22 protein-coding genes are annotated in these 23,513 nt (G+C 52.2%); 16 read left to right on the top strand and 6 right to left on the bottom strand.

Going from position 1 to position 23,513, the window contains the following annotated elements; translation table 11 throughout:
• Positions 1-43: 43 nt before the first annotated feature.
• Positions 44-1,363, bottom strand: a complete 1,320-nt coding sequence (locus tag QN379_RS12820; RefSeq protein WP_323506788.1) for an MFS transporter — start codon at positions 1,361-1,363, stop codon at positions 44-46.
• A gap of 664 nt (positions 1,364-2,027) precedes the next feature.
• Positions 2,028-2,945 (bottom strand): LysR family transcriptional regulator, encoded by a 918-nt coding sequence (locus QN379_RS12815; RefSeq protein WP_322237643.1) that lies wholly within the window; start codon positions 2,943-2,945, stop codon positions 2,028-2,030.
• A gap of 110 nt (positions 2,946-3,055) precedes the next feature.
• On the opposite strand from QN379_RS12815, the gene QN379_RS12810 reads away from it, so the two are divergent.
• From QN379_RS12810 to QN379_RS12795, 4 genes are all read left to right on the top strand, one after another.
• Positions 3,056-4,153 (top strand): tartrate dehydrogenase, encoded by a 1,098-nt coding sequence (locus QN379_RS12810; RefSeq protein ID WP_322237646.1) that lies wholly within the window; start codon positions 3,056-3,058, stop codon positions 4,151-4,153.
• A gap of 162 nt (positions 4,154-4,315) precedes the next feature.
• Complete coding sequence (locus tag QN379_RS12805) at positions 4,316-4,696, top strand: hypothetical protein (protein ID WP_323506787.1); 381 nt, start codon at positions 4,316-4,318, stop codon at positions 4,694-4,696.
• A gap of 272 nt (positions 4,697-4,968) precedes the next feature.
• A complete protein-coding gene (locus tag QN379_RS12800; RefSeq protein WP_322237650.1) occupies positions 4,969-6,279 on the top strand; it encodes an MFS transporter in 1,311 nt (436 codons plus the stop codon).
• Between the two features lie 173 nt (positions 6,280-6,452).
• Positions 6,453-7,346, top strand: coding sequence for a haloacid dehalogenase type II (locus QN379_RS12795; protein ID WP_322237653.1), 894 nt, complete (start codon positions 6,453-6,455; stop codon positions 7,344-7,346).
• 274 nt (positions 7,347-7,620) lie between these two features.
• Here the strand turns inward: QN379_RS12795 and QN379_RS12790 are convergent, their stop codons facing one another.
• Both QN379_RS12790 and QN379_RS12785 read right to left on the bottom strand, forming a co-directional pair.
• Complete coding sequence (locus tag QN379_RS12790; RefSeq protein WP_323506786.1) at positions 7,621-8,922, bottom strand: MFS transporter; 1,302 nt, start codon at positions 8,920-8,922, stop codon at positions 7,621-7,623.
• Between the two features lie 106 nt (positions 8,923-9,028).
• A complete protein-coding gene (locus QN379_RS12785) occupies positions 9,029-10,018 on the bottom strand; it encodes a quinone oxidoreductase (protein ID WP_322237659.1) in 990 nt (329 codons plus the stop codon).
• Between the two features lie 207 nt (positions 10,019-10,225).
• Here QN379_RS12785 and QN379_RS12780 point away from each other — a divergent pair, with 207 nt between their 5' ends.
• A complete protein-coding gene (locus tag QN379_RS12780; RefSeq protein WP_322237661.1) occupies positions 10,226-11,104 on the top strand; it encodes a LysR family transcriptional regulator in 879 nt (292 codons plus the stop codon).
• A 100-nt stretch (positions 11,105-11,204) separates the two neighbouring features.
• Here the strand turns inward: QN379_RS12780 and QN379_RS12775 are convergent, their stop codons facing one another.
• Positions 11,205-12,134 (bottom strand): LysR family transcriptional regulator, encoded by a 930-nt coding sequence (locus QN379_RS12775; protein WP_322237664.1) that lies wholly within the window; start codon positions 12,132-12,134, stop codon positions 11,205-11,207.
• A 147-nt stretch (positions 12,135-12,281) separates the two neighbouring features.
• Between QN379_RS12775 and QN379_RS12770 the strand changes: the two genes are divergently transcribed.
• Entirely contained in the window at positions 12,282-12,986 is a 705-nt protein-coding gene (locus QN379_RS12770; protein ID WP_323506785.1) for an SDR family NAD(P)-dependent oxidoreductase, read from the top strand.
• A 158-nt stretch (positions 12,987-13,144) separates the two neighbouring features.
• Here the strand turns inward: QN379_RS12770 and QN379_RS12765 are convergent, their stop codons facing one another.
• Entirely contained in the window at positions 13,145-13,756 is a 612-nt protein-coding gene (locus QN379_RS12765; protein WP_322237670.1) for an NAD(P)H-dependent oxidoreductase, read from the bottom strand.
• A 355-nt stretch (positions 13,757-14,111) separates the two neighbouring features.
• Here QN379_RS12765 and QN379_RS12760 point away from each other — a divergent pair, with 355 nt between their 5' ends.
• From QN379_RS12760 to QN379_RS12715, 10 genes are all read left to right on the top strand, one after another.
• Complete coding sequence (locus QN379_RS12760; protein ID WP_322237673.1) at positions 14,112-14,480, top strand: DUF4286 family protein; 369 nt, start codon at positions 14,112-14,114, stop codon at positions 14,478-14,480.
• 177 nt (positions 14,481-14,657) lie between these two features.
• Positions 14,658-15,914: an LLM class flavin-dependent oxidoreductase gene (locus QN379_RS12755; RefSeq protein WP_322237675.1), complete on the top strand. Its 1,257-nt coding sequence runs from the start codon at positions 14,658-14,660 to the stop codon at positions 15,912-15,914.
• On the top strand, positions 15,911-16,693 hold the full coding sequence (locus QN379_RS12750; RefSeq protein WP_322237679.1) for an alpha/beta hydrolase: 783 nt from the start codon (positions 15,911-15,913) through the stop codon (positions 16,691-16,693). The genes QN379_RS12755 and QN379_RS12750 overlap by 4 nt, the downstream gene beginning before the upstream one ends.
• 1 nt (position 16,694) lies before the next feature.
• Entirely contained in the window at positions 16,695-17,447 is a 753-nt protein-coding gene (locus QN379_RS12745; protein WP_322237681.1) for an ABC transporter ATP-binding protein, read from the top strand.
• Positions 17,440-18,147, top strand: coding sequence for an ABC transporter ATP-binding protein (locus QN379_RS12740; RefSeq protein ID WP_323506784.1), 708 nt, complete (start codon positions 17,440-17,442; stop codon positions 18,145-18,147). Before QN379_RS12745 ends, QN379_RS12740 begins: the two co-directional genes overlap by 8 nt.
• 21 nt (positions 18,148-18,168) lie before the next feature.
• Positions 18,169-19,056 (top strand): branched-chain amino acid ABC transporter permease, encoded by an 888-nt coding sequence (locus tag QN379_RS12735; protein WP_323506783.1) that lies wholly within the window; start codon positions 18,169-18,171, stop codon positions 19,054-19,056.
• 1 nt (position 19,057) lies between these two features.
• Positions 19,058-20,050, top strand: coding sequence for a branched-chain amino acid ABC transporter permease (locus tag QN379_RS12730; RefSeq protein ID WP_323506782.1), 993 nt, complete (start codon positions 19,058-19,060; stop codon positions 20,048-20,050).
• A 145-nt stretch (positions 20,051-20,195) separates the two neighbouring features.
• A complete protein-coding gene (locus QN379_RS12725; RefSeq protein WP_323506781.1) occupies positions 20,196-21,842 on the top strand; it encodes an AMP-binding protein in 1,647 nt (548 codons plus the stop codon).
• A gap of 13 nt (positions 21,843-21,855) precedes the next feature.
• Positions 21,856-22,623 (top strand): SDR family NAD(P)-dependent oxidoreductase, encoded by a 768-nt coding sequence (locus tag QN379_RS12720; RefSeq protein ID WP_323506780.1) that lies wholly within the window; start codon positions 21,856-21,858, stop codon positions 22,621-22,623.
• A 71-nt stretch (positions 22,624-22,694) separates the two neighbouring features.
• Positions 22,695-23,378, top strand: coding sequence for an SDR family oxidoreductase (locus QN379_RS12715; RefSeq protein WP_322237698.1), 684 nt, complete (start codon positions 22,695-22,697; stop codon positions 23,376-23,378).
• Positions 23,379-23,513: the final 135 nt, after the last annotated feature.

The following is a 23,513-nucleotide window of genomic DNA, read 5'->3' as shown; positions in this document are numbered from 1 at the left end:
GTCCTTTATGGGAGGGAGAGAATATTTACCTGGCTGTAACGCGTTACCGAGCATGCGTTTTTCGCTCAATTACCGCGCCAGCAAAAATGATTAGTGCGGCTGCGAGAATAAGCATCACAGCAATGAAACCCAGGCCCGCGTCATACGAGCCGGTTCGTTCCTTCAACCATCCGATAATGATTGGACTTGTGAATGAGCCGAGAATACCGACCGAATTGACTGACGCGATAGCGATCGCCGCAGCACTTGAAGACAGTCCGCGTGTTGGTAATTGCCAAAGTGGTATAAGACCGCAAAGCAGACCAGATTGAAGCAAGGTCAAGCCACCCATAAGGCCAAAAACACCGCTTGAAGTCAGGCAAATTGCTATGCCCGCTGCACCGAATAAAGCGCCGATAGCAGCGTGCCAAACGCGCTCATTCGTTTTATCCGAATGTCGCACCCAGAAATACGATACAAGCGCTGCAAATATGCTCGGCACTGAGGTCAGCAACCCTATCTGCGAAGCCGAAAGGGTCACACCGACCGTTCGACTGAACGACGAGATTATTTGAGGGGTAAAAATGAGTTGTGCATAGAACCCCATTTGAAGGAAACCATAGGCAAGGGCGTAAATCAGCAGGCTGCGATTTTTGAATAGTATTCGAAGGCTTTCACCCACTGAATGCTTCACACCTCCCGATACCTCGGCGATTGATGCCAGCCAAGCCTTTTGTTCGGGATTCAACCATGTGGCATCAGCCGGAAGTGAGGTGAGATAGCGTGCAGAAAAACAGCCAAGAAGGATAGGTAGCGCTCCTTCAAATAGAAACATGATGCGCCATCCGGCCATGCCAAACCAACCGTCAGTGTATTGAATGATTGCAGTCGAAGCTGGGGCACCAAGTATCACTGCAAGCGGTAACGTTGTGAAGAAAAACATACGTGCCCGAACTTCCTTCGGAAACCACAAAGCCAGATAGAGAATGAGACCAGGAAAAAATCCGGCCTCAGCGATGCCAAGCGCAATCCTTACCGCAATGAGCTGATTTGGTGTCTGCACAAATGCAGTGAGGGAGGAAATAATCCCCCAGGTAATCATTATTCGGGTGAGCCACACACGCGCCCCGTATTTGACGAATGCGAGATTACTTGGTATTTCAAGGAAAAAATAGCCCAATAAAAATAGGCTTGCCGCCAAGCCGAAGACAGCTTGACTTATACCCAAATCCTTATTCATGGTGAGTGCTGCCGTACCGATGTTGATTCGGTCTAGATACGCGGCGGTATACATAAGGGTGAGCAGCGGAATAACACGCCACATTACCTTACGCAGCGTCGCTCTTTGAAACTCGTTTTCGGGGTCGTAGGACGCCATAGTCATAGGTAACTTTCTTATGCAATGGGATAGTAGAGGTCCAGCAAAAGCGCCTCTGACTTAGAACATATTTTTAATTTTATTTCAGCCTAAAATGACGTCGAACTCGACAGATTTTTTAGGGCAGCGGCAATAACGTATCTAGCGGTTTTCCATCTGATTTCTTACGGATACGATGACGTGGTGATTGATTAATATATAAAAAAATATCATTTATACTAATCTAATTACACAATTGTGTATTACACGATTGAGTAATAATAGTTTGTGTTTTTTTGGTAGTCAAGTTTTTTTTCTTTAATGCGCACATGTGGTTTTTTGGGGCCATTGAGCGCTAAATAAAAGCGATCGAAGTCACGTGTCCAGACCAGTGCACGGGAGTGATCGTAGCGATCTGAAAGATCACCATTCTGGTGCGGAAGCCCATGCAGGGCGGCTTAGAGGCTATTCAAACTCTTTTTCAAGGATGCTAAAAATGGTTAAATTAACGTGTAAATAAATACACAAGCGAAATAAGCCGAGAAGAGTTTGAAAAGGTCAATACGCTACGGGCACGTGCGCGCCAGGCAGCGAAGCCACGCAACATTTATTTTTACAAAGTATGTTGAGCAGGGTCTGTATATGCCGCAAAAGCGGATGAGAATATCGTTTCCTAATTAACAGATTTTTTTTATTCCGCCGCCGGTGCCAGCTCTTGCGCAATAAAATCCACGAACGTACGAATGCGGTTCGACATCTGATGACGCTGTAAATAGACTGCAAAAATATCTGCATTTGGCGTATCACAATTGGACAGCACCTGGACCAGCTTGCCGTCCTGCAGGTATTGTTTGACATCCCATTCGGCACGCAACAAAATTCCATGGTCATCGAGCGCCCATTTCACTGCGATTTCACCATCGTTGGTCGTCAGATTGCCGCGAATCTTCACGGTCTGGGTCTTCCTGGCGGTCCCACTTCCCGTCGTCAGACGCCATACGCCATACGCTTCATCTCCTTGCCTGATACCGATGCAATTGTGCTTCGTCAGATCGTGCGGAGTGATTGGCGTACCACGTCGCGCCAGGTAAGCAGGCGTCGCGCATAACACGCGGCGATTGGGTGCTAAACGTCGCGCGACGACGCGGGTATCCGGCGGTTCCCCGAATCGGATGCAGACGTCAAAAGTGTCGTCAGTGAGCGGTGGTGGCATGACCGAAAGTTGTAGTTGTACCGAGACTTGCGGATAGGCGGCGACAAATTGAGAGATCGCCGGCGCTACATGGCTTCGCCCAAATCCAAGTGTTGCGTTGACCCGCAGCAGACCTTCCGGTCGCTTCTTGGCGCTGCCCAGCAACTCCGAAAGTTCGTTGATTTGATCCAGAATTCTCCGCGCATGCTCTAGGTAAAGCTCACCCTCCGGTGTCAGCATCATGCGCCGTGTCGTCCGATTCACCAGCGGTACGCCAGCCCGGGTCTCCATTTGTGACAAATGCTTGCTTACCGCAGCAGCCGTAAGGCCTAGCTCGCGGGCGGTAGCGCTGAGGCTTCCAGAAGCTGCCAGGGTTGAAAAAAATCCCAAATCTGATGGCAAAACAGTATCATTCATGGCGTCTCATTTGTAAATAATAGTTAAGAATGCTTTAAGTTTAGCACCGGTTTTTGCCAAAAAACGTAGGTAAAGTACGGGCATATTCATCATTTTTAAAGGCAGGAGACATGAAAACTTATCGCATCGCAACTATTCCAGGTGACGGTATTGGCAAAGAAGTCGTCCCCGCGGGTCAGCAGGTTCTGGAAGCGCTGGCCAAAACAAACAACACTTTTGCATTCGAATTTCAAGATTTCGATTGGGGTGGTGACTACTATCGCAAGACCGGTGCGATGATGCCGGCCGACGGCCTGGATGCGCTGCGTGACAAGGACGCAATCCTGTTTGGTTCAGCAGGCGATCCGGATATTCCCGATCACATCACTTTATGGGGTTTGCGCCTGAAAATTTGCCAGGGTTTCGATCAATACGCCAACGTGCGCCCGACCCGAATCCTGCCAGGCATTGATGCACCGCTGAAGCGTTGCAAGCAAGACGATCTGAACTGGGTAATCGTCCGCGAAAACTCCGAAGGCGAATACTCCGGCGTCGGTGGTCGTGTCCATCAAGGCCATCCGATCGAAGCAGCTACCGACGTTTCGATAATGACGCGTGCCGGTGTGGAACGCATCATGCGCTTCGCATTTCGTCTGGCCCAAGCCCGCCCGCGCAAATTGCTGACCGTCGTCACCAAGAGTAATGCGCAACGTCACGCTATGGTGATGTGGGATGAAATCGCTGTTCAAATTGCAAAAGAGTTCCCTGATGTGAGCTGGGACAAAGAACTGGTCGACGCTGCAACGGCGCGTATGGTCAATCGTCCCGCAACGCTCGACACGATCGTCGCTACCAATCTTCACGCAGACATTCTGAGCGATCTGGCAGCGGCACTGGCGGGCAGCCTGGGTATTGCGCCAACCGGCAATATCGATCCGGAGCGCCGCTATCCATCGATGTTTGAACCGATCCATGGTTCGGCATTCGACATCATGGGACAGGGCTTGGCCAACCCGGTCGGTACTTTCTGGTCGCTTGTGATGATGCTCGAACATCTGGGTGAATACGACGCCGCAAAACGTGTCATGCAGGCCGTCGAAGCGGTGACCGCGGACACTACATTGCATACCCGCGATCTGGGTGGCAATGCCACAACGGCACAAGTGACTGCCGCTGTTTGTGCGTTCATTGAAAAGGGCGCGCTTACGCTAGAAAAAGCCGCTGCGTAGCCATCAATTCCCCTGCAAGTCAGCATCGGAAAATATAAAAATATGGGGAGCAATCTGGTTTGCACTGAGCCGAGGTTTCGCTACCCCTTAAAAAAATAAAGCTGGAGACATCATGTGTATTGCTTTGACTACTTGCGGCTGGCTTGCGACTTGGCTCACAAGATGAGCACTTCCGACGCGCTTTCCGGCAGTCTCGACGCCGGATCAGTGAGGGGCATCAATCGCTTATGGAAAGACGCGTTTGGCGCAGCCAGTGTGATCGCGCAGCTAACTGCGCGCGTTCCAGAATTCTTGCCGTCTCCTCCGTGTGAACGTTTGATTGTTATTGGCGCCGGTGTGCCGTCTGTGGCAATGGACAAAGCCACCGAGGATAACTGGAGCGGGCCACTGAAAGGCTTCAAGCTTTACCTCGGGGCGTTTGCGAACGGTCCGCTGAAGCTTGAGCAAGCCTTCGCTTTCCGTTTGGATCGGAATGCCATCATCCCAAGCGACAGCGCCAACGTAGCGTCGCCGCAGCCAGAATGGGCCGAGAGGAAGATGTAGAATTTTTGGGCAGACAGCGGTGATTGCGGCTGGTATACGTTTGGGTGCGCCTGGCACTGCCACTATTCTGCGCAGTACACAAATCAACTCAGGTTGCGTCGCAAGACGTCAAGTTTTGCCGGATTTTGATTGGCCGAATTAAAACGGCAAAAGAAAATTCCTCGCATTCTACTTGTTCCGAGGTCCAAAAAGAACCGGTATAAGCGGTAGTATCCTCGGCGGCACTGTTTATTTTTTTACAATGTAATGCTATAACCTCTAAGGAGGAGACAATGAAATCTGATCTCGAATCACGCGTTTCCCGCAAGCTCATGTGGCGCATTATTCCGTTTGTCATGGCGCTTTATTTTGTCAGCTTCCTCGACCGTGTCAACGTCGGCTTTGCTGCCATGACGATGAATAAGGCCATCGGCCTCTCGCCCACGGCATTTGGCTTGGGTGGCGGCCTGTTTTTCATCGGCTACTTCTTATTTGAAGTCCCGTCCAATCTGATACTTCATCGTGTCGGCGCGCGTATCTGGATCGCACGAGTGATGGTTACATGGGGTATCGTCTCTGCGCTATCGGCCTTTGCTGTCGGACCGAACAGCTTCTATGCATTACGTTTCTTGCTGGGTGTTGCAGAAGCTGGCTTCTTCCCCGGGATCATTCTTTATCTTAGCCTGTGGTTCCCGGTGAAGCAACGCGCAGTCGCGGCAGCCTGGTTCATGGCCGCTGCACCGATTTCTGTAGCGATCGGTTCTCCCTTGTCGGGCGCCATCATGCAATTGCCAACTATTTTCGGCCTGGCAGATTGGCAGTTTCTGTATATCGTTGAAGCAATCCCAGCTGTGATTCTTGGCTTCTTCGTATTGAAATACCTGACCGATATCCCTGCCAAAGCAGAATGGCTGGCGACCGATGAACGTGAATGGTTGATAGCCAAGCTGAAGGCTGAGGCCGATGCAAAGCAAACTAATGCCGGGCACACCACAGGCGCTTTTAGCGCACTGAAAGATCCGCGTGTCCTGGCTCTCGCTCTCATCTATTTCGGCACCTCCGCTGGCCTTTATACGCTGGGCTTGTGGGCGCCGCTGATTATTCGTGAGTTTGGCTTCACTCCCTTGGAAACCGGCTTACTGACCGGTGTGCCGAGTGTTGTCGCCGTGGTCGCCATGATCCTGTGGGCTAAGCATTCCGATCGTACCGCAGAGCGCACCTGGCACGTCGTGATTCCTTGCATACTGGCATGCATAGGCCTTGTCTTTGCCGGCCTGGCGAGCACAGCATTGTGGGTGGTTTTGGCACTTGTCGCAGTGAATGTCGGTATCAGCTCGGCTAAAGCACCGTTGTGGGCCATGCCAAGCTCTTTCCTGTCGGGAGCAGGCGCAGCCGCTGGCATAGCAATGATCAATTCCGTCGGCAATCTTGGCGGTTTTGTCGGCCCGTTTGCGATCGGCTGGTTGAAGAGTGTGACCGGCGGATATGCTGCTGGCCTTTACGTGGTTGCTGCAACGTTGTTGGTGTCGGCAGTCGTGACTTTGCTGTTAAGCCGGCAGGCAAGGCGAACCGCTGCAATTGGCAATCCGCGTCACGGGCATTAAATGGAAAAGCCCGATTGAAGCTGCGGCCGGTATGATGGTGGTCAATCCGATCTGAAGCCTGAGCGGCTTCGTCGGATCGTGCGCGTTACTAGCTCAGGATCGTCGTAGCCACTTTGCATAAAGATCGACCGATCAACGAGGCTGACAAAAATTTAAATTGATAGGGAAATATCTTGGATTTCAACCACTTTCCAAATACTGGTTTGGTACTCGCAGAGCGCCGAAGATTCTTGACTGGTGCGAGTGCCGCAGCGATCTTGCAAATGACAGGGATATCGCTGTCACAGGCTGCCAATCATACGCCTGGTCCAGTGGCTACCGTGCGCACTGACTTCGTAGCTTATTCGAAGCTTGATTCTTCGAAAATCAAAGCCTTGACTTTCGATATGCAAGGTTCCTTACTCGACTTCTATTCCACGATTGCAGAGGAAGGAAAGCGATTCACAGACTCGCGCGGCATCATGGCGGACTGGACGACAATCTCAGACCAGTGGCGCAGCGACTATCGCAAGCAGCTTGATCAAGTCATTGCTGGATCAATTAGCTGGCGTTCGACGGATCTCATCTATCGTAATGCGCTTGATAATGTGCTTGCGGGCTATGATTGGGGCCGCTTGCTGTCAACCAACGACCGCGACGATTTGAGCTCGGTTTGGTCCAGACTAAGACCATGGGCCGATACCCGTCCGGGCCTCGAACGATTGCGTAAGAAATATAAGCTGTCGACCTTGTCTAACGGTTCGATGGCTTCCGTCGTCAATATAGTGAAGCGCTATGATTTGCCATTTGATTGCGTGCTTACCGCAGAATTAGTAAAGTCGTCGAAACCTGACCCGAAGGTCTATGCGCTTGCCCAGAACTCGTTGGGCTTACGGCCAGAGGAGATACTCATGGTCGCTTGTCATAAGTACGATCTTGCGGCAGCGAAGAAAGCCGGTTTTCACGTTGCATTTATCCCCCGTCCGTTGGAGTTCGGTCCCAATGGCAAGGTAGATACAACAGAAGAAAGCTATTTCGACGTGATGGCGCCTGACCTAGTACAGCTTGCAAAATTACTTGCTGCTTGATTGATTGCAAAATTGGAGAGCGGTCAAAACCGGAGGCAACCAGGCCGGGTGTTCGTTTGTGATATGGGAAAAATTTGCGCGAAGAACTTCTCCTGCAGCTGATTGGCGTTCCGTTACTTGGTCGGCAGTCTACGCCGATATCACACTGCTTTTTGAATTGCCAAACGGGTGACAGGGAATTGCCGCGCATGGGTGTGCGCGGCAATTTGCTTAACGATTTCTACGTCTTTAAACAGCCTCCGCCGATAACGGTCATTACTTCCCGAGTGCAGCTTTAGTGAGCCTGGGGAACGCGCGGTCCACTTTCTGTTTGGGCTGACATTGGGTGGTTTCGGTACAAGGCAAATGTCGCTACCAATCCCACAAGGGCTGCAACGCTCAACCAGATGCCGGGGGCTGCGCGGTTATCGAGAGCGTGGATCAAGTAAGTGCAGACTACTGGCGTAAAGCCGCCAAATGTGGCCGTCGCCAAACTATAGGCGAGTGAAAACCCGGTAGTACGAACGGCGACTGGCATCACCTCCGTCAACGCCACGACCATGGCGCCATTGTATGTGCCGTACAAGAACGATAACCATAGCTCGACCTCCAGTAACCGCTCAAAACTCGGATGAGATGCCAGCCACGCCAGGGATGGATAGGCCGTCGCAATGGCCAGTACCGTCGAGAAAATAAGCAAAGGCTTGCGCCCGATACGATCAGAGAGCGCCCCCATAACTGGAAGCCAGATGAAGTTTGAAATACCGACCAGCATCGTCACAAGGAAGCTGTCGAAATTGGATAGATGCAGCTCGGTCTTGGCGAACGTCGGCGTGTAGGCGGTGATAAGATAAAAAGATACTGTGGTCATGACGACCAGGCCAGCACCCGCGACCACGACCCGCATATTTCCCCATATGGAATGCAATACTTCTTTGATATCGGGGTGGTGCGTACGCGCTGCAAATTCAGGTGTTTCCGTGAGAGAGCGGCGAATGAAAAAAATCGCCGGCACGATCAGGCAGCCGAACAGGAAGGGCAAGCGCCATCCCCATTGGTGCAACGCCTCATTGTCAAGCAGCGTCGACAGCCCAATGCCCATTGCTCCTGCCACGATGACGGCGACTTGCTGACTTGCGGATTGCCAGCTTACAAAGAAACCTTTGCGATTTGCCGGGGCAATTTCGGAAAGATAGACCGACACCCCGCCAAGTTCAGCACCGGCGGAGAAGCCCTGCAACAGGCGCCCTACTAAAACCATGATCGGCGCAGCAACGCCAATTTGAGCGTAACCCGGCACGAAGGCAATGAGGACGGTCCCTACCGCCATGAGGCCCAGCGTGATGATCAATCCTTTTCGTCGCCCATGTTGGTCAATGTAAGCGCCAAGAACAATGGCGCCAATCGGTCGCATCAAAAAACCTGCGCCAAAGGTGGCAAGTGACAACATCAAGGATGCGAATGCATTACTACTCGGGAAAAATGTATGAGCGATTGACGAGGCATAGAAGCCGTAAATCATGAAGTCGAACATTTCCAGAAAATTACCGCTGACCACACGGAACACCATTCTGCCCCTGCCTTGGGTTGATTTCATATCTATCTCCAAAAGTGTATTTGTTATTAAGGCCGGTATCCGGCTCTTTTAATTCGACCCAACGGGCTGATGACGAATCACTGCGTCGTGCCAATGCGGATGGGGTTTAGATGTGCAGAATGGGCTTGCCGACTTGCTCTCGTCTTTCGATACGAGCGTGTGCCTGTTCTACGTTATCGAGTGAGTACTCACCTTCGATGTCTATCTTCAGGGAACCATTAATGAGTGCAGTGAAAACAGCATCTGCTCGGCGCTGCACCATTTGCCGATTTACCATGTGATCCGCGAGACGCGGACGGGTCAGGAAAAGTGAGCCGGCCTCACCCAGTTCGATGGGGTCCAGGTCGGTGAGGGAGCCGGATACATTGCCATAGTTAACGATCAAGCCGTGTTTTTTGCAGGCGCGGAAGCTATCGCGCAAGGTTGCCTTGCCGACCGAGTCAAACACCACGTCTACACCGTTGCCGCCGGTAGCTTCGCGAACTTGTTCAGCGACGCCGCCTTGCGAATAGTCAAAGGCGTGGTCGGCACCGCGCCTGATTGCTGTTACGCGTTTTTCAGCCGTGCCAGCGGTGACTAATACCGTTGCGCCCCGCAGTTTTGCCATTTGCACCAGCAACTGACCGATGCTGCCCGCCGCGGCATGGATCAAGCACGTGCTACCGGGTTTGAGTCGCGCCACGTCTTCAATAAGGTAATGTGCCGTGGAGCCTTGGAAGATCGACGCTGCGGCCAGTTCATAACTGATATTGTCGGGAAGTTTGACGACCAGAGCCGCTGGTACCGAGATGTATTCAGCGTAGCTGCCCCAGGCGATGCACCAGGCGACGCGATCGCCGATAGAAAAATCCTTAATATCGTCGCCAAAAGCCACCACTTGACCGCTACCCTCCATGCCTAGCGTGCAAGGCAACCGCACCTTATAGGTCTGCGAGTTAACGTATTTCCCCTGGCGCGTATGCACATCCATAAAATTGATACCGGCGCATGCCACCTTGATCAGCACATGGCCTGCTTGCACGTCGGGGATCGGTACATCATTACGTTTTTGCAATACTTCAGGCCCACCGTATTGTTCGATGGTGATGGCTCTCATTGGATGGTTTCCTCTTCAGATGATGTGGTATCGGGTTGCCAGCGAAGCAAAAAGAACGTTGTTCTACCTGCTAAATTGTCTGATTGGCAATGGCGGCGAGTGCTCGCTAAAATTTTTCTGTTTCACTCTTCTTGTAGGCATGATAAAACAGTCGTGTTTGTTTGAAAATTCCCGATTTGCTAACCTATTCTGTGAATATATTTACCGATGTTCGACTGGCAAGATCTTTATGTTTTTACGGTTTTAGCGCGCACGGAGTCGCTTTCCGCTGCTGCAAGGGAGCTCGGCATTGAGCATGCGACGGTGGGTCGACGCCTGGAGTCGCTGGAAAAGGCATTGGGCTTGCGGCTTGTCGACAAACTGCCGCGCAGTCGTCCTCTTACGCAGGACGGGCGGGCCATCGCCACCTTGGCGCAGAATATGACGCAGGTAGCCGGATTGATTGAACAGCGCGCCCGCCCGGCCTTGATAGGGTTGGCCGGTTCGGTGCGAGTGAGCGCGCCGCCGTCGCTTTCGCGCGCCTGCATTGTTCCGCGTATCGCGGCACTGAGAGCCAGCCATCCCCAGCTCCGCCTGATCTTGCAACCATCCACTACCTTGGCCGCCTTGGGCAGCGGAGAAGCCGATATCGCGATTCGCACGGTGCGCCCGGAGGATGGTGATTTAGTCCGTAAAAAGGTCGGCGAGGTGCATTTTGGGCTTTACGGCACGCGCGAATTCAGTCGGCGGCCGGCCGAGCAATGGACGTTCATTTCCTACGACGAGTCACTCGATCATCTGCCACAGCAAATATGGCTACATCAGGTCAGGGCAGGGCGTCCGATCGCCTTCTTCGCGAGCGACTTGATGTCGCAGCAAATGGCGGCCAGGGATCATGTCGGGGCGGTGGTGTTGCCCACCATGGTCGGCGAGGACGACCCGGAACTGGTGCCGCTGCCCACCCCGGAGACGGCCCCCGCACGCGATATCTGGATCATTGTTTATCCCGATGTCCGGCGCAGTCCGCTGGTGGAAGTGGTGATGGATTTTCTGGTGGATTGCATCGCGCGTGAACCCAGGCTAGCAATGTCTGTGCGTCCGAAATGAACGCTTCCCCGGCGTCGTGCTCTTTTCAGATAAATGTTTTAAAGACCGAGTGGGCGATCTTTTTTCCTTTATGGAAATGCCTGTAACTGGCTGGTTAAAATCATGCAAGCTGCCGACATACCGTCAGCACCAATTGGCGTAGCCAACGATGAGCAAGATCGACTTCTAACCGAGGATGCCACATCTGCGACACAGTAATTTTTTCAGTCCGTACGGGAAGCGCGAAAATGAAGGGGGCGCTCGATAGCGACAATTCTTGATGCACAGACTGACTGCGCATAAAAGATTCCGGGACGAGAGCTATTAAGTCAGAGGCTCGCGCCACCGCCAGTGCAGCAGGAAAGCTGGGTACAACGGCGACGATCATTCGCTTCAATCCCAAAGCAGCCAACGCTTCATCAACAGGTCCGTTTCCATTGGTGCGCCCGTGGCGCGAAGCAACAACGTGGCCGAAGTCCGTGTACCGTTTTGCGCTTACCTTGCGATCCGATTCAAGCGGATGGCCTCGCCTGACAACGCCAACAAAGCTATCGCGAAAGAGCGCCTGCACACGCACTTCCGGCCCCATTTCACTCAAGACGCCTATCTCAAGATCTGCCGAACCATCTCGCAAATGTGCTGCCGTCTTCTCAGGTTTGGGAGCAAAGCGCAAACGCACCAGCGGTGCCGCGGCAGTAACTGCGGTGATCAGTGGCGCGCCAAAGGCTTCTACAAAGCCGTCGTTGGCTCGGATCGTAAAGGTTCGCTGTAATGTCGCGAAATTCGACTCCGTTATTAAAGGGTGCAGTACCGAACGCGCCTCATGCACCGCATCCTGCGTGCGTTGACGGAGCGCCTCTGCGTGAGGCGTCAACACCATACGGCGTCCCGCACGAACCAATAAAGGGTCGCCGATTGTCTCGCGTAAGCGGGTCAAGGTTCGACTCATTGCCGAGGCGCTCAACTCCAGTCGACGCGCAGCGCCAGCCACGCTACCTTCGGCAAGCAATACATCGAGCGCAATGAGTAGGTTCAAGTCGGGTTCGGACATGTGTGATCGTAGCACGAACCGATCAGATAGGGCGTTTGGTGCAGTTTATAAGTGCAAACGCTGCGTCTTCCGCCTTATCTTCCGCGTCGCTATAGTGCAATAAGCGACTCAGCTTTCCATTCGAATTTCATCAACCAGGAGCCATCCATGCACCACGTATATCAGCAGAAAACCGTCCTTCTCATCGGCGCATCGCGCGGCCTCGGCTTCGCCATGGTGGAGGAATACCTCAAGCGGGGCTGGCAAGTTATCGCCACAGGACGAGAGGGTTCAACAAACAAACTGCGTCAACTCGCCCTCGCCCACCACGGGGCACTCGAAGTTGAATCAGTCGATATCACCATTCCCGCGCAGGTCGCGGCGTTACGGGTTCGTCTTGAAGTGCGACGTATTGATATGCTATTCGTTTGTGCTGGCGTCAAAAACGACGATAGCGAAACGATTGCGGATGTTTCGATTGAGGAATTTATTCGCGTGATGGTGACGAACTCCTTGTGCCCGATGAGAGTAATCGAGACGTTTCAGACGCTCGTGCCGCCAACCGGAACGATAGGAATCATGTCTTCCGGGCAAGGCAGTCTGACCAACAACACGAACGGAAATTATGAGGTCTACCGGGGCAGCAAGGCGGCACTCAATATGTTCATGCGTAGTTTTGCTGCGCGCCACCGAAACGACACAAGAACCTTGCTGCTGATGGCGCCTGGCTGGGTAAGGACGGACATGGGCGGTCCGGAAGCGCGCCTGAGCATAGAAGAAAGCATTCCGAACCTGCTGAACACGATTGAGACATACGAAGGGCGTTCAGGACTACATTACCTCGACTATCTCGGGAAAGTAGTTCCCTGGTGAATAGCCGCGAATGGCCGATCATAGGCAAGTCTGCACGCCTGAATTGAACCATCGTTTATGGCTGCGTCATTAATAGTATTGAACGCTCCATTGACCGTTCAATGCGCTACGGCTACCGTCATAGCGTATTGATTTGGTCTGTCTTGGAGTGTTGATAATTAAGCAGTGATTGCCATTGATCGCAAAGAAAAATCGATCACTTGACGACCCACCATATCGAGTTGCTGGGCAACGTTTTCAAGCAAACACTCACCGGAAGGACCGAATACGGGCATAGCTGAATTGATCGTCACACCGAGTGGCGTCGGCCATCCGCGCAATGCATGCACGACCGAGCGCAGCGCCATTAACGATGTGGTGGTCGCTTGCCATCCAGCGGCAGTGACAATACAGCCCACTGCGCGTCCCTCAAAATAAGGTTTTGGGTCGCTTCGCATATCTTCCGTGTAATCAAGCGCATTCTTCACCAGGCCGGACATACTGCCGTGGTAGCCCGGTGAAGCAATAATGATCCCGTCGGCGCGGCGCAGCAAGGCCACCAGCCGTTGCGCATTTGGCGTCCGCTCCACTAAATCTGGCGCATACATCGGCAGAATCAGATCTTCCGCCCCCAGCATGACCGTCTCGGCCCCATATCCCTCGGCCGCGGCTAACGCGATGCGTAGCGCTTTTTCTGTGGAGGAGTTGGCGCGTGTCGTTCCGCCCAGACCCACGATGAAAGGCCGGTTCGGCAAAGGCTCGCGGCTGAGGTTGCTATTTATTGCATTCATGTCTATTCCCCTGCTTAAGATAAAAATCTCGTAATGTTTTCGCGTGGCTGTTCAAGGGTGAACGGTCGACACCATCATCACCGAACAACAGGCTCAGAATCAATCGGCGGCTGTATTTCGACGCTAATATCCTGCATCTGATAATTGATAAAATCGCATCGCTCTACAATCCTCCACAATATTCCATTTCTACTCATGCTTGATGCACTGACATGAGGCGCATCATTTTCATGGATGCTTTATTTCATACGTAATAAACAAGAAGCAAACAAGAAGCGTCGAAGGCTTTCAATAAGTTGATAGTAAATTGGGCGTGTCAGCTCAGTGGGAGCTATTCATACGGAAGCACCAACACATGACCAAGTTTATTTCCATATCGCTCACAAACGCCGCTGAGGGTCGCGATGATGACTACAACGCCTGGTGCAACAATCAACATATTGGCGATGTATTAGCCGTTCCGGGGATCAAAGCGGCGCAACGCTTCCGACTTTCCGATCAAATTTCCGCGAAGTTGGGATTCCGTTATTTGTCTCTGTATGAAATGGAAGCAGACCAAATCAGCGATGTGCATGCCGCCATAGCGGCCAGAGCCGGAACAGCACTGATGCCCCGCACCGATTCCTCGTCACCAGGTCGCCTTTTTTTAGAGTTGGAGCCACTTTCTGCGCGCATTACGGCTGAGGAATCGGCAGCCACGCGTGGCAGCTTATTACTGGATTAGTGCGATTAAAAAGGGATAGGGAGCGGTAAATATCTATAAAGAGCGCCGCCTTTCCAGCCACACATACCCAATCCATCACCCGATTTATCACACTTGTAATGATCGCTCAGGCTATCAAAAGTTGATTGCTTCCAACAGTCCGGAATATTTAAAATAAGTTTTTCTCAGGAGATAAACATGCGATTCCTCTGGTTTCATTTGATGCCTTACAAAGATTTACCCGAGAACTTTAAAGAAGATCATAAGAGCATTTGGGTCGATGTCGATCCGAAGTTGGGTGATCCGATGAAGATGCATGATAACTACAACGAATACATGGACGAGCTTGAGTTCGCTGCTGAGTGCGGATTCGATGCCATCTGCGTCAATGAGCATCACGGCAACGCTTACGGCATGATGCCTTCACCCAATTTGATCGCCAGCGCGCTGGCACGTCGTACCCAGCATACTGATGCCGCTATCTGCGTGATGGGTGCATCGCTGGCGCTTTACAATCCACCAACGCGTGTGGCTGAAGAATTTGCGATGATTGACGCCATTTCGGGCGGTCGTCTGATTGCAGGGTTTCCGGTCGGAACGCCGATGGATACCACCTACGTCTATGGCACCAACCCAAGCACGTTGCGCCAACGGTATTACGAAGCACACGACCTGGTCATTCAGGCATGGACAAGGGACGAGCCGTTCAGCTTCAACGGACGCTTCAATCAACAGCGCTATGTTAATTGCTGGCCCCGTCCGATCCAGCGGCCGCATCCTCCGGTATGGGTTCCCGGTGGCGGCTCGGTAGAAACATGGCAGTGGTGCGGTGAAAAAGATTATGTCTATTCATACGTTTCTTATTATGGCCACGTTGCCGCAGAAGCCACGATGAACGGCTATTGGGCTGAAATGGCCCGACAGAAAGTCGACCGGAATCCGTTCCGCGTTGGATTCCTGCAATTTATCGGTGTCGCTGAGAACATGGAAGAAGCGGTAAAGCTTTACCGTGAACCAGCCGAATTCTTCTATACCAACTGCTTGCATGTGGACCCGCGCTGGGTATCGCCGCCAGGTTACGTTACCGAAGCCACGCAGCGCATGAAGATGACATCTCAGGTACAAGCTGCTGCAGATCGCAGTGAAATATTGGGCTCGTTGTCCGAAGATTTTGCAGGGATATTAAAAAGTGGCTACGTCATCATCGGTTCCCCTGATGAAGTGGCAGCGCAACTACGTGAAGTAGCGATCAAGTTCAACGTCGGCAATTTATTGACGCTGCTCCAGTTTGGCAACATGAGTCGGGAAACCACCATGTACAACACCAAACTGTTTGCCGAAAAAGTGATTCCGCAACTGAAGGATTTGTTTGAAGATGAATGGGATCACCATTGGTGGCCGGAACCAGCCGATAAATCGCTACGGGCTTTGCCACGCAAGCAGGAGGAAGTATGAGCGCGCTGACCGTCAGAACCGTAGACGTTAATGGTCGTTCCTGCCGCATCTGGGAGCAAGGTAGTGGCCCAAGAGTGTATTGGTTAGCTTCCAGTCCTATGCTGATGAGGCAGACCGCGTTTCATGAAGCCATGGCAGCGGGAGTCACACTGGTTACCTGCGGTTTACCCGGCTTCCCTGGCAGCGAAGGGCACGACATTCTGGACAGCCATCTTGACTGGTGCCTAGCCACGCGTGACCTGTTGCAGGCTGCTGGATTTCAGCCGGGCGACACGCTGATGGGATCGACTACGGCAGGTGCTTTGGCAGCCGATGCGGCAGCGCTGTGGCCAGAGTTGATCGGCAAACTTATCCTGATAGCGCCGTTTGGGCTATGGGATGACGATGCCCCAAGTACCGATATGTTTGCGGTGACATCGAAAAATGCGCCAGCCCTGTTTTGCGAAAATCCGGAACGGTTCCTCGCTCAGGTTGCGACGCCTAAAGATGCAGAACCTGTTCTCTGGTCGATTGTCGTTAATCGTGGCAACGAGTCTGCAGCACGCTTCTTGTGGCCCTTCGGTGATACGCGTCTGAGTAAACGACTGCACCGCATTAGCGCACCGACCTTATTGCTATGGGGCGCAAAAGACAAGGTCATACCGACCAGTTATGCAACTACATTTGCCGAAGGTATCACGGGGCCAGCTTCCATCAAGCTCATCCCAAATGCAGGGCATCTGGCCGAACTGGATGAACCGGCAGCGGTGGTAGACGCCATATTCGGATTTGTTGGCTGAGATGTCCGACGTTATCCTGGAAACATCTGGATTGAGCCGCGTTTTTGGCGGCTTTTTCGCAGTCAATGGCGTGGATATTAAAGTCCGCGAAGGAACGATCCACGCCTTGATTGGCCCCAATGGCGCGGGCAAAACAACATGTTTTAATTTGCTGAGTAAGTTTCTGCAGCCGACCGATGGCAGTATTCATCTGGCGGGGCAGGATATTACCAACATGAAGCCAGCGGCTGTCGCGCGCCTTGGTATGGTGCGTAGTTTTCAGATATCGGCGACATTTTCCAGCATGTCCGTGCTGGAGAATGTACGTCTGGCATTGCAGCGTAAACGCGGGGGAAGCTACGATTTTTGGCGTGGTGAAAAAATACTGTGTGAAATGAATGCGCAGGCACGCGGCCTGTTAGAGGATGTAGGACTTGCTGACTATGAAGACACGGCGGCAGGTTTACTCCCGTATGGACACAAGCGCGCCCTTGAAATCGCCACCACACTGGCGCTTGATCCCAAAGTCATGCTGCTTGATGAGCCGACCGCCGGTATGACGCATGAAGATGTGGATCGTGTTGTTGCGCTGATTCGGCGCATCCGAAAAGGTCGCACGTTACTGATCGTGGAACATAACCTTTCTGTAGTGGAAGGATTATGCGATGCGGTGACGGTATTGACCAGAGGCAGCATTCTGACCGAAGGCGATTATGCCAGTGTGTCCAAACATCCCGACGTCATTGCCGCTTATCTGGGAACAGCCCATGGGTGAGAATACTTTACTAAAGATAGAAAACCTCCAGGCATGGTACGGGGAAAGCCATATTCTTCACGGCGTCAATCTTGACGTGAAGGAGGGTGAAGTCGTGACGTTATTGGGGCGCAATGGCGCGGGTAAAACCACCACAATGAAATCTATCATGGGCCTGATGGCGCACCGCACCGGCAGTATCAGGATGCGTGACGTGGAAACGATTGCTTACTTACCAGAACAGGTCGCCCGCACCGGTATCGCACTCTGTCCTGAGGAGCGTGGTATCTTCGCTTCGCTAACGGTGACCGAAAATTTGCTCTTGCCACCAGTCATTTCGCCGGGTGGCATGAGCGTGGAAGCCTTATATACGCTGTTTCCAAACCTAAAGGAACGCGGCGCCAGTCAAGGCACCATGCTCTCAGGAGGTGAACAGCAGATGCTGGCTATCGCGCGTATTCTGCGTACCGGAGCACGGTTACTGCTACTGGATGAACCGACCGAAGGTTTGGCGCCCGTCATTGTTCAGCAGATTGGGCATATGATCCAAAAAATTAAAAATCTTGGTTTTACTGTTTTGCTGGTTGAACAAAATTTTCATTTTGCATCGACCGTCGCAGACCGTCATTACGTCATGGAGCATGGAAAAATTATCGATTTGATTCCCAATGCTGCACTGGCCTCAAATATGGATAAATTGCACCGGTATCTGGGCGTCTGACAAACTAAAGGATCTGAATTCATGTTCACACTGTTTGGAATGCCGGGCCAGTTGTTGCTCGGTCAGCTGCTGCTTGGCCTGATCAATGGCGCTTTCTACGCGTTGTTATCACTCGGTCTGGCCGTTATATTCGGCATGCTGCACATCATCAATTTTGCTCATGGCGCGCTGTATATGATGGGCGCTTTTGTTGCGTGGTTTTTGCTGGAAAAGCTCGGCCTCGGCTATTGGTGGGCGTTGATACTGGCACCGGGTACGGTTGCCATATTCGCTTATTTTCTCGAAAAGTCGGTTATCAGACGCCTGTACGGGATTGATCCGATGTACGGCTTGATTTTGACTTACGGACTATCGTTGATCATTCAGGGCCTGTTTCGCAATGCGTTTGGTGATACCGGTTTGCCTTACAGTTTGCCGACCACCTTGCAGGGAGCGATGGATGTCGGCTTCATGTTCATCCCGCTCTATCGGATTTGGGTCGTGATCGCTGCGCTGGTTACCTGTTTTGCTACTTGGTATCTAATTGAAAAAACAGCGCTGGGATCGCGCTTGCGTGCCGCCACCGAAAATGCATCGCTGGTACGATCTTTTGGTCTCAATGTGCCACGTATGATTACCCTGACTTATATGGGCGGCGCGGCGCTGGCTGCATTTGCCGGTGTGCTGGCGGCCCCCATCTATTCGGTTAATCCAAACATGGGCGAGAACTTCATGATTACGGTATTCGCCATCGTCGTGATCGGTGGTATGGGATCGATTCTCGGTTCGATCGTCGCTAGTATCGGCCTCGGTATTCTGGAGGGCGTGATGAAAGTATTCTATCCGGAAGCGTCCGTGATTGTTATTTTTGTCGCCATGATTATCATTTTATTGACCCGGCCAGCCGGCCTTTTCGGAAAGCAGACCTAATATGGATTCCGTCACATCGCCATCGATTGCGGCAACAGCGCAAGCGCCTCGACAATTCCGCTTGCTCTCTTTTTCTCCTGCGCAGAGCATCGCCTTTGTGTTGATGCTAGCCGTCATTCTGTTAGCGCCGACGGTAGGATATCCAATCTTTTTGATGAAGATTTTATGCCTCGCGCTCTTTGCCTGCTCATTTAATCTGCTGGGAGGTTATGGCGGTTTGATTTCATTTGGGCACGCAGCTTACTTCGGGCTTGGCGCCTACATTACGGCATGGGTCGCCAAAAATTGGGGTGTGTCGCCCGAAGTGGCAATTCTGTTAGGCGGTCTTACCGCAGGAGGAGTCGGCACGTTATTTGGCTGGGTGGCGATTCGTCGCCCCGGCATGTTCTTTCCGATGATTACGCTGGCAGTCGGACAAATGGTGTATTTCTTCTGTTTGCAGGCACCTTTTACCAATGGCGAAGATGGTATCCAGAAAGTGCCACGCGGCGCACTATTTGGACTGTTTCCTCTGGATAATAACCTGGTGTTGTACTGGGTAATCGCAGCAATCTTTCTGGCTGGCTTTTTATTGATGCATCGTGTGGTGCATTCTCCGTTTGGACAGGTGTTGAAATCGATTCGCGATAACGAACCACGTGCCATCTCGCTTGGCTATGAAACCGCGCATTACAAGCTCATTACCACCATGCTGGCAACCACCATCGCGGGTATCGCTGGCGGTAGCAAGGCGATTGTCTTCGGCATTGCAACGCTGGCTGATGTCGGGTTTGCCACCTCGGGCGAGGCGCTTCTGATGACCTTGGTCGGTGGACTTGGCACTATTTTTGGACCAGTTGTTGGCGCAACAATAGTGGCCTCGATGGAGAATTTTCTTTCACCGTTTGGCGCGTGGGTGACCGTCGCCCAAGGGGTTATTTTCGTCGTATGCGTGTTGATGTTTCGTAGTGGCCTGATTGGCGAGCTGGGTAAGAAGCTAAAAATATCACTCTGATAGGTGAGGTTACGAGCGGCGTCATCACCTTAATGCGTCCGCATCATCTTGTGACATCGATGCTGCGACACTTTTTTTAAATATTGGATCTGCGTGTAAGCGGCCCCAGAAATAACTGATATCAGATCTGTTAATTAAGGAACCTATGAATTGGAATATGGGCGATATGTTGGATGCGGTGGCCGCAGTTGTTCCCAAAGATCGGCCTGCCATTATTCAAGGCGATACAGCGATCTCGTGGCAAGAATTCGATGAGCGTAGCAATCGCATGGCACGTGCAATGATCGACGCAGGGTTAACACCCGGTGATCGGGTTGCATTCATCTCCCGTAACCATCCAGCATATTTGGAAGGCTTGGCAGCGTGCTTAAAGGCGCGTCTGGTACATGTCAATATTAATTACCGCTATCGGACGGATGAAACAGCGTATGTCTTCACTGATTGCAATGTGCGTGCGGTGATTTATCAAAAAGAATTTGCCTACTTGATCGCTGATCTGCGGAGCAGTTTTCCTGCTGTTTTGCTGTGGATCTGTATTGATGGCGAAAGCAACGTCACGCCTGGCGTACATTTCGAGAAGTTGGCCGAACAGGGAGATCCTGCCCCGCTGGGGATTGAGCGCTCAAGTGATGATGCATTTCTGCTGTACACGGGCGGCACAACAGGCATGCCAAAAGGGGTTATCTGGCCTTCAGGTAATTATCGCGAATGCCAGCTTGAGTCGCCTCTGATAAAAAATCGGCCACGTAATCTGGCCGAGCATATCGAACTGGTCCGAACAAATGACAGCCCGGGCCGCGTCATACCGGCCTGTCCTTTGATGCACGGCGCTGGCATGAGTAGTTCATTGGCAGAGTTGTTGTCGGGTGGGACGGTCATTTTGCTATCGGCAAGTGGATTTGATACTGATGAATTATGGCAAGCAGTTGCCCGTCATAAGGCAACAAGAATTTTAATCGTTGGCGATGTTTTCGCTCGCCCAATGCTACGTGCGCTTGATGCGCTGGACGCAAATCCCAAAAAAGTTGATCTTGACAGCCTTCGGGTGATCAGCTCCGCTGGGTTGATCTGGAGTCAAGAGATCAAACAAGGGCTATTGCATCATTTACCTCTGGTTTCTATGGTGGATATCTTCGGCGCTTCGGAAGCGTCCGGATTGGGCTATTCGGTGACAACGGTGAATGCGACTGTGCCGACAGGCCGTTTTGTTCCTGCATCAACGACGGTATTAATTGACGAACACGGAGCCCTTCTTCCATCCGGAAAAGTAGGCGAGGGATATATCGCCCGCTCAGAGCCACTTCCGCTCGGCTATTTCGGCGATGCAAAAAAGACTGCGGAGGTTTTTCGTATCATCGACGGCAAGCGCTATGCGGTTCCTGGCGACTGGGCGCGACTGGATGAAGAAGGATTTATGCAAGTCATCGGGCGCGGGAATTTGGTGATTAATACCGGCGGTGAAAAAGTATTTGTGGAAGAGGTTGAAGAAGCTTTGAAGTTACACCCTAGCATCGACGACGCGTTGGTAGTCGGCATCCCGGATGAGCGATGGGGCAATATTGTTGCGGCGCTGGTATGCATTAAGCCTGGCATGACCTTTGGCAAAACAGCGGACTTTACCGAGGTACGCCAAGCAATGGCCACAAAGTTAGCGGGATACAAAATACCGAAAGTGTTGTTTGACGTAACCGAGATGCCGCGTAGTCCCGCTGGCAAGCCTAACTATAAAGTCGCACGTGAATTGGCCGCTGCACGCTTGGCGCAATCGCTGCCAAAGCTGAAGCAACTTTAGGCAACCGCAGACTATGCCAACCATCTACAGAACGGAAATACCTGTCGACGCCGTAAAACCAGCGGCGCTCGTCACCGGCGCGGCACGCGGAATCGGTTTGGCGATTGCGACCCAACTGGCGCAGGATGGCTTTAAAACTATTCTCACAGATATTGACCATGAAGAAGTACAAGCGGCATCGAAAAAGTTACAGGAAATGGGACTAGACGTGGCCGGGCATGTTCTTGATGTACGCGATCGCGCGGCGGTCAGTCGCCTATTCGATACCGTTGACGGGTTAACTGTTGTAGTCAACAACGCCGCCATTAGTGCCAAACTGAAACCCTACCACGCGCTCGAAATGCAAGCATTTTTGGCAATCTTCAGCATCAACGTTCAGGGCTGTTTTATCGTCGCGCAAGAAGGTGCCAAGCGGATGAAGGCAGGCGGAAGAATCATCAACATTGCCTCGCGTGGCTATTTGGGTGGCGCAGGTTTATCGCATTACGTCGCCAGTAAAGCAGCGGTCGTTGGTCTGACGCGTGCTATGGCGATCGAACTCCGCTGGGAAAATATAACGGTCAATGCCATTGCACCAGGCATGGTCGATACCCGCATGATGGATGACTACACCGCAGAAATACGGCGCACCCTAGAAAGCAGAGAGCCGAGTGGCGGCCCAGCCAATCCCGCAGAAATCGCCCAAGCCGTCGCATTTCTGGCTTCTGAAAAGGGGCGTTTTATCAATGGTCAGGTCTTGATGGTCGACGGCGGTAAATCGCTAGGTATGCCACCTCTTTAGTAGGATTCGGTAGGGGGTTGTTCAGTACGGTGTATTCAAACCAAGTTGTTCACCATAAACAGAGAGATAGCATGTTGCCAGCAACACCGACCAAAAATGCCATCGTAATCGGAGTCGCCGCCGCGTTCGGTCAGGAGATTATCCTCCGGCTGGCAGAAGACGGCTACAACGTCAGCGCAGTGGACAAAGATACCAGTTCACTGACTTCATCCGGTAAGTGCATTAATTTGATCAACATAGAAAGAACCGATCAGCCCAAATTAGCCGCACTTTTTGCAGCACTTAAACAGATTGATCTACTGGTGATCAACGTTCCGCTAACGCTTGCCGACACGCGTTTCGTTGATATAACGGATGATCAGTTTGCGGCCGCGATGCACTATTTTTTCTTCGACGTAGTAGCCGCCAATCAAATCGCCTATCCCTATTTGGTGAATGGTGCCCGTATCGTCCATGTATCGTCAAAAGGCTTTTTAGGCGCATGGGGCGGCGCGCACACCATCGCTGCAAGTGCCGCATTAGTCGCCTACACCAGATCCCTATCACTCGAACTGACCGAGCGCGACATCACAGTCAACACAGTCGCACCGGACTTCGTCGGCAGTAAATGGGATCAAACCAACGCACGCACCAAAGTCGCCAACGCAGTAGCATTTTTTGCAGCCCCGAACAACGGCGTCAGTGGTGAGACATTGCTGGTAGATGATGGTCGAAGTTTAAGGATGACCGAAAGTCGACGTCGAACCCCGTATTGATTGGTTCCGGTATCGTAGAAACTTAAACTGAATTACGTCTAATATAAAGGCTATTGTAGTTGCAGGCGCAGCCACAGTTGACGTTGCCTTTGACCTTGCAGGCGCAGCCACAGTTGACGTTGCCTTTGACCTTGC

Source organism: Glaciimonas sp. Gout2 (assembly GCF_035018905.1).
Lineage (GTDB): Bacteria > Pseudomonadota > Gammaproteobacteria > Burkholderiales > Burkholderiaceae_D > Glaciimonas.
The sequence above is the reverse complement of the archived record's forward strand: the minus strand, read 5'-3'. Positions and strand labels throughout refer to the sequence as shown.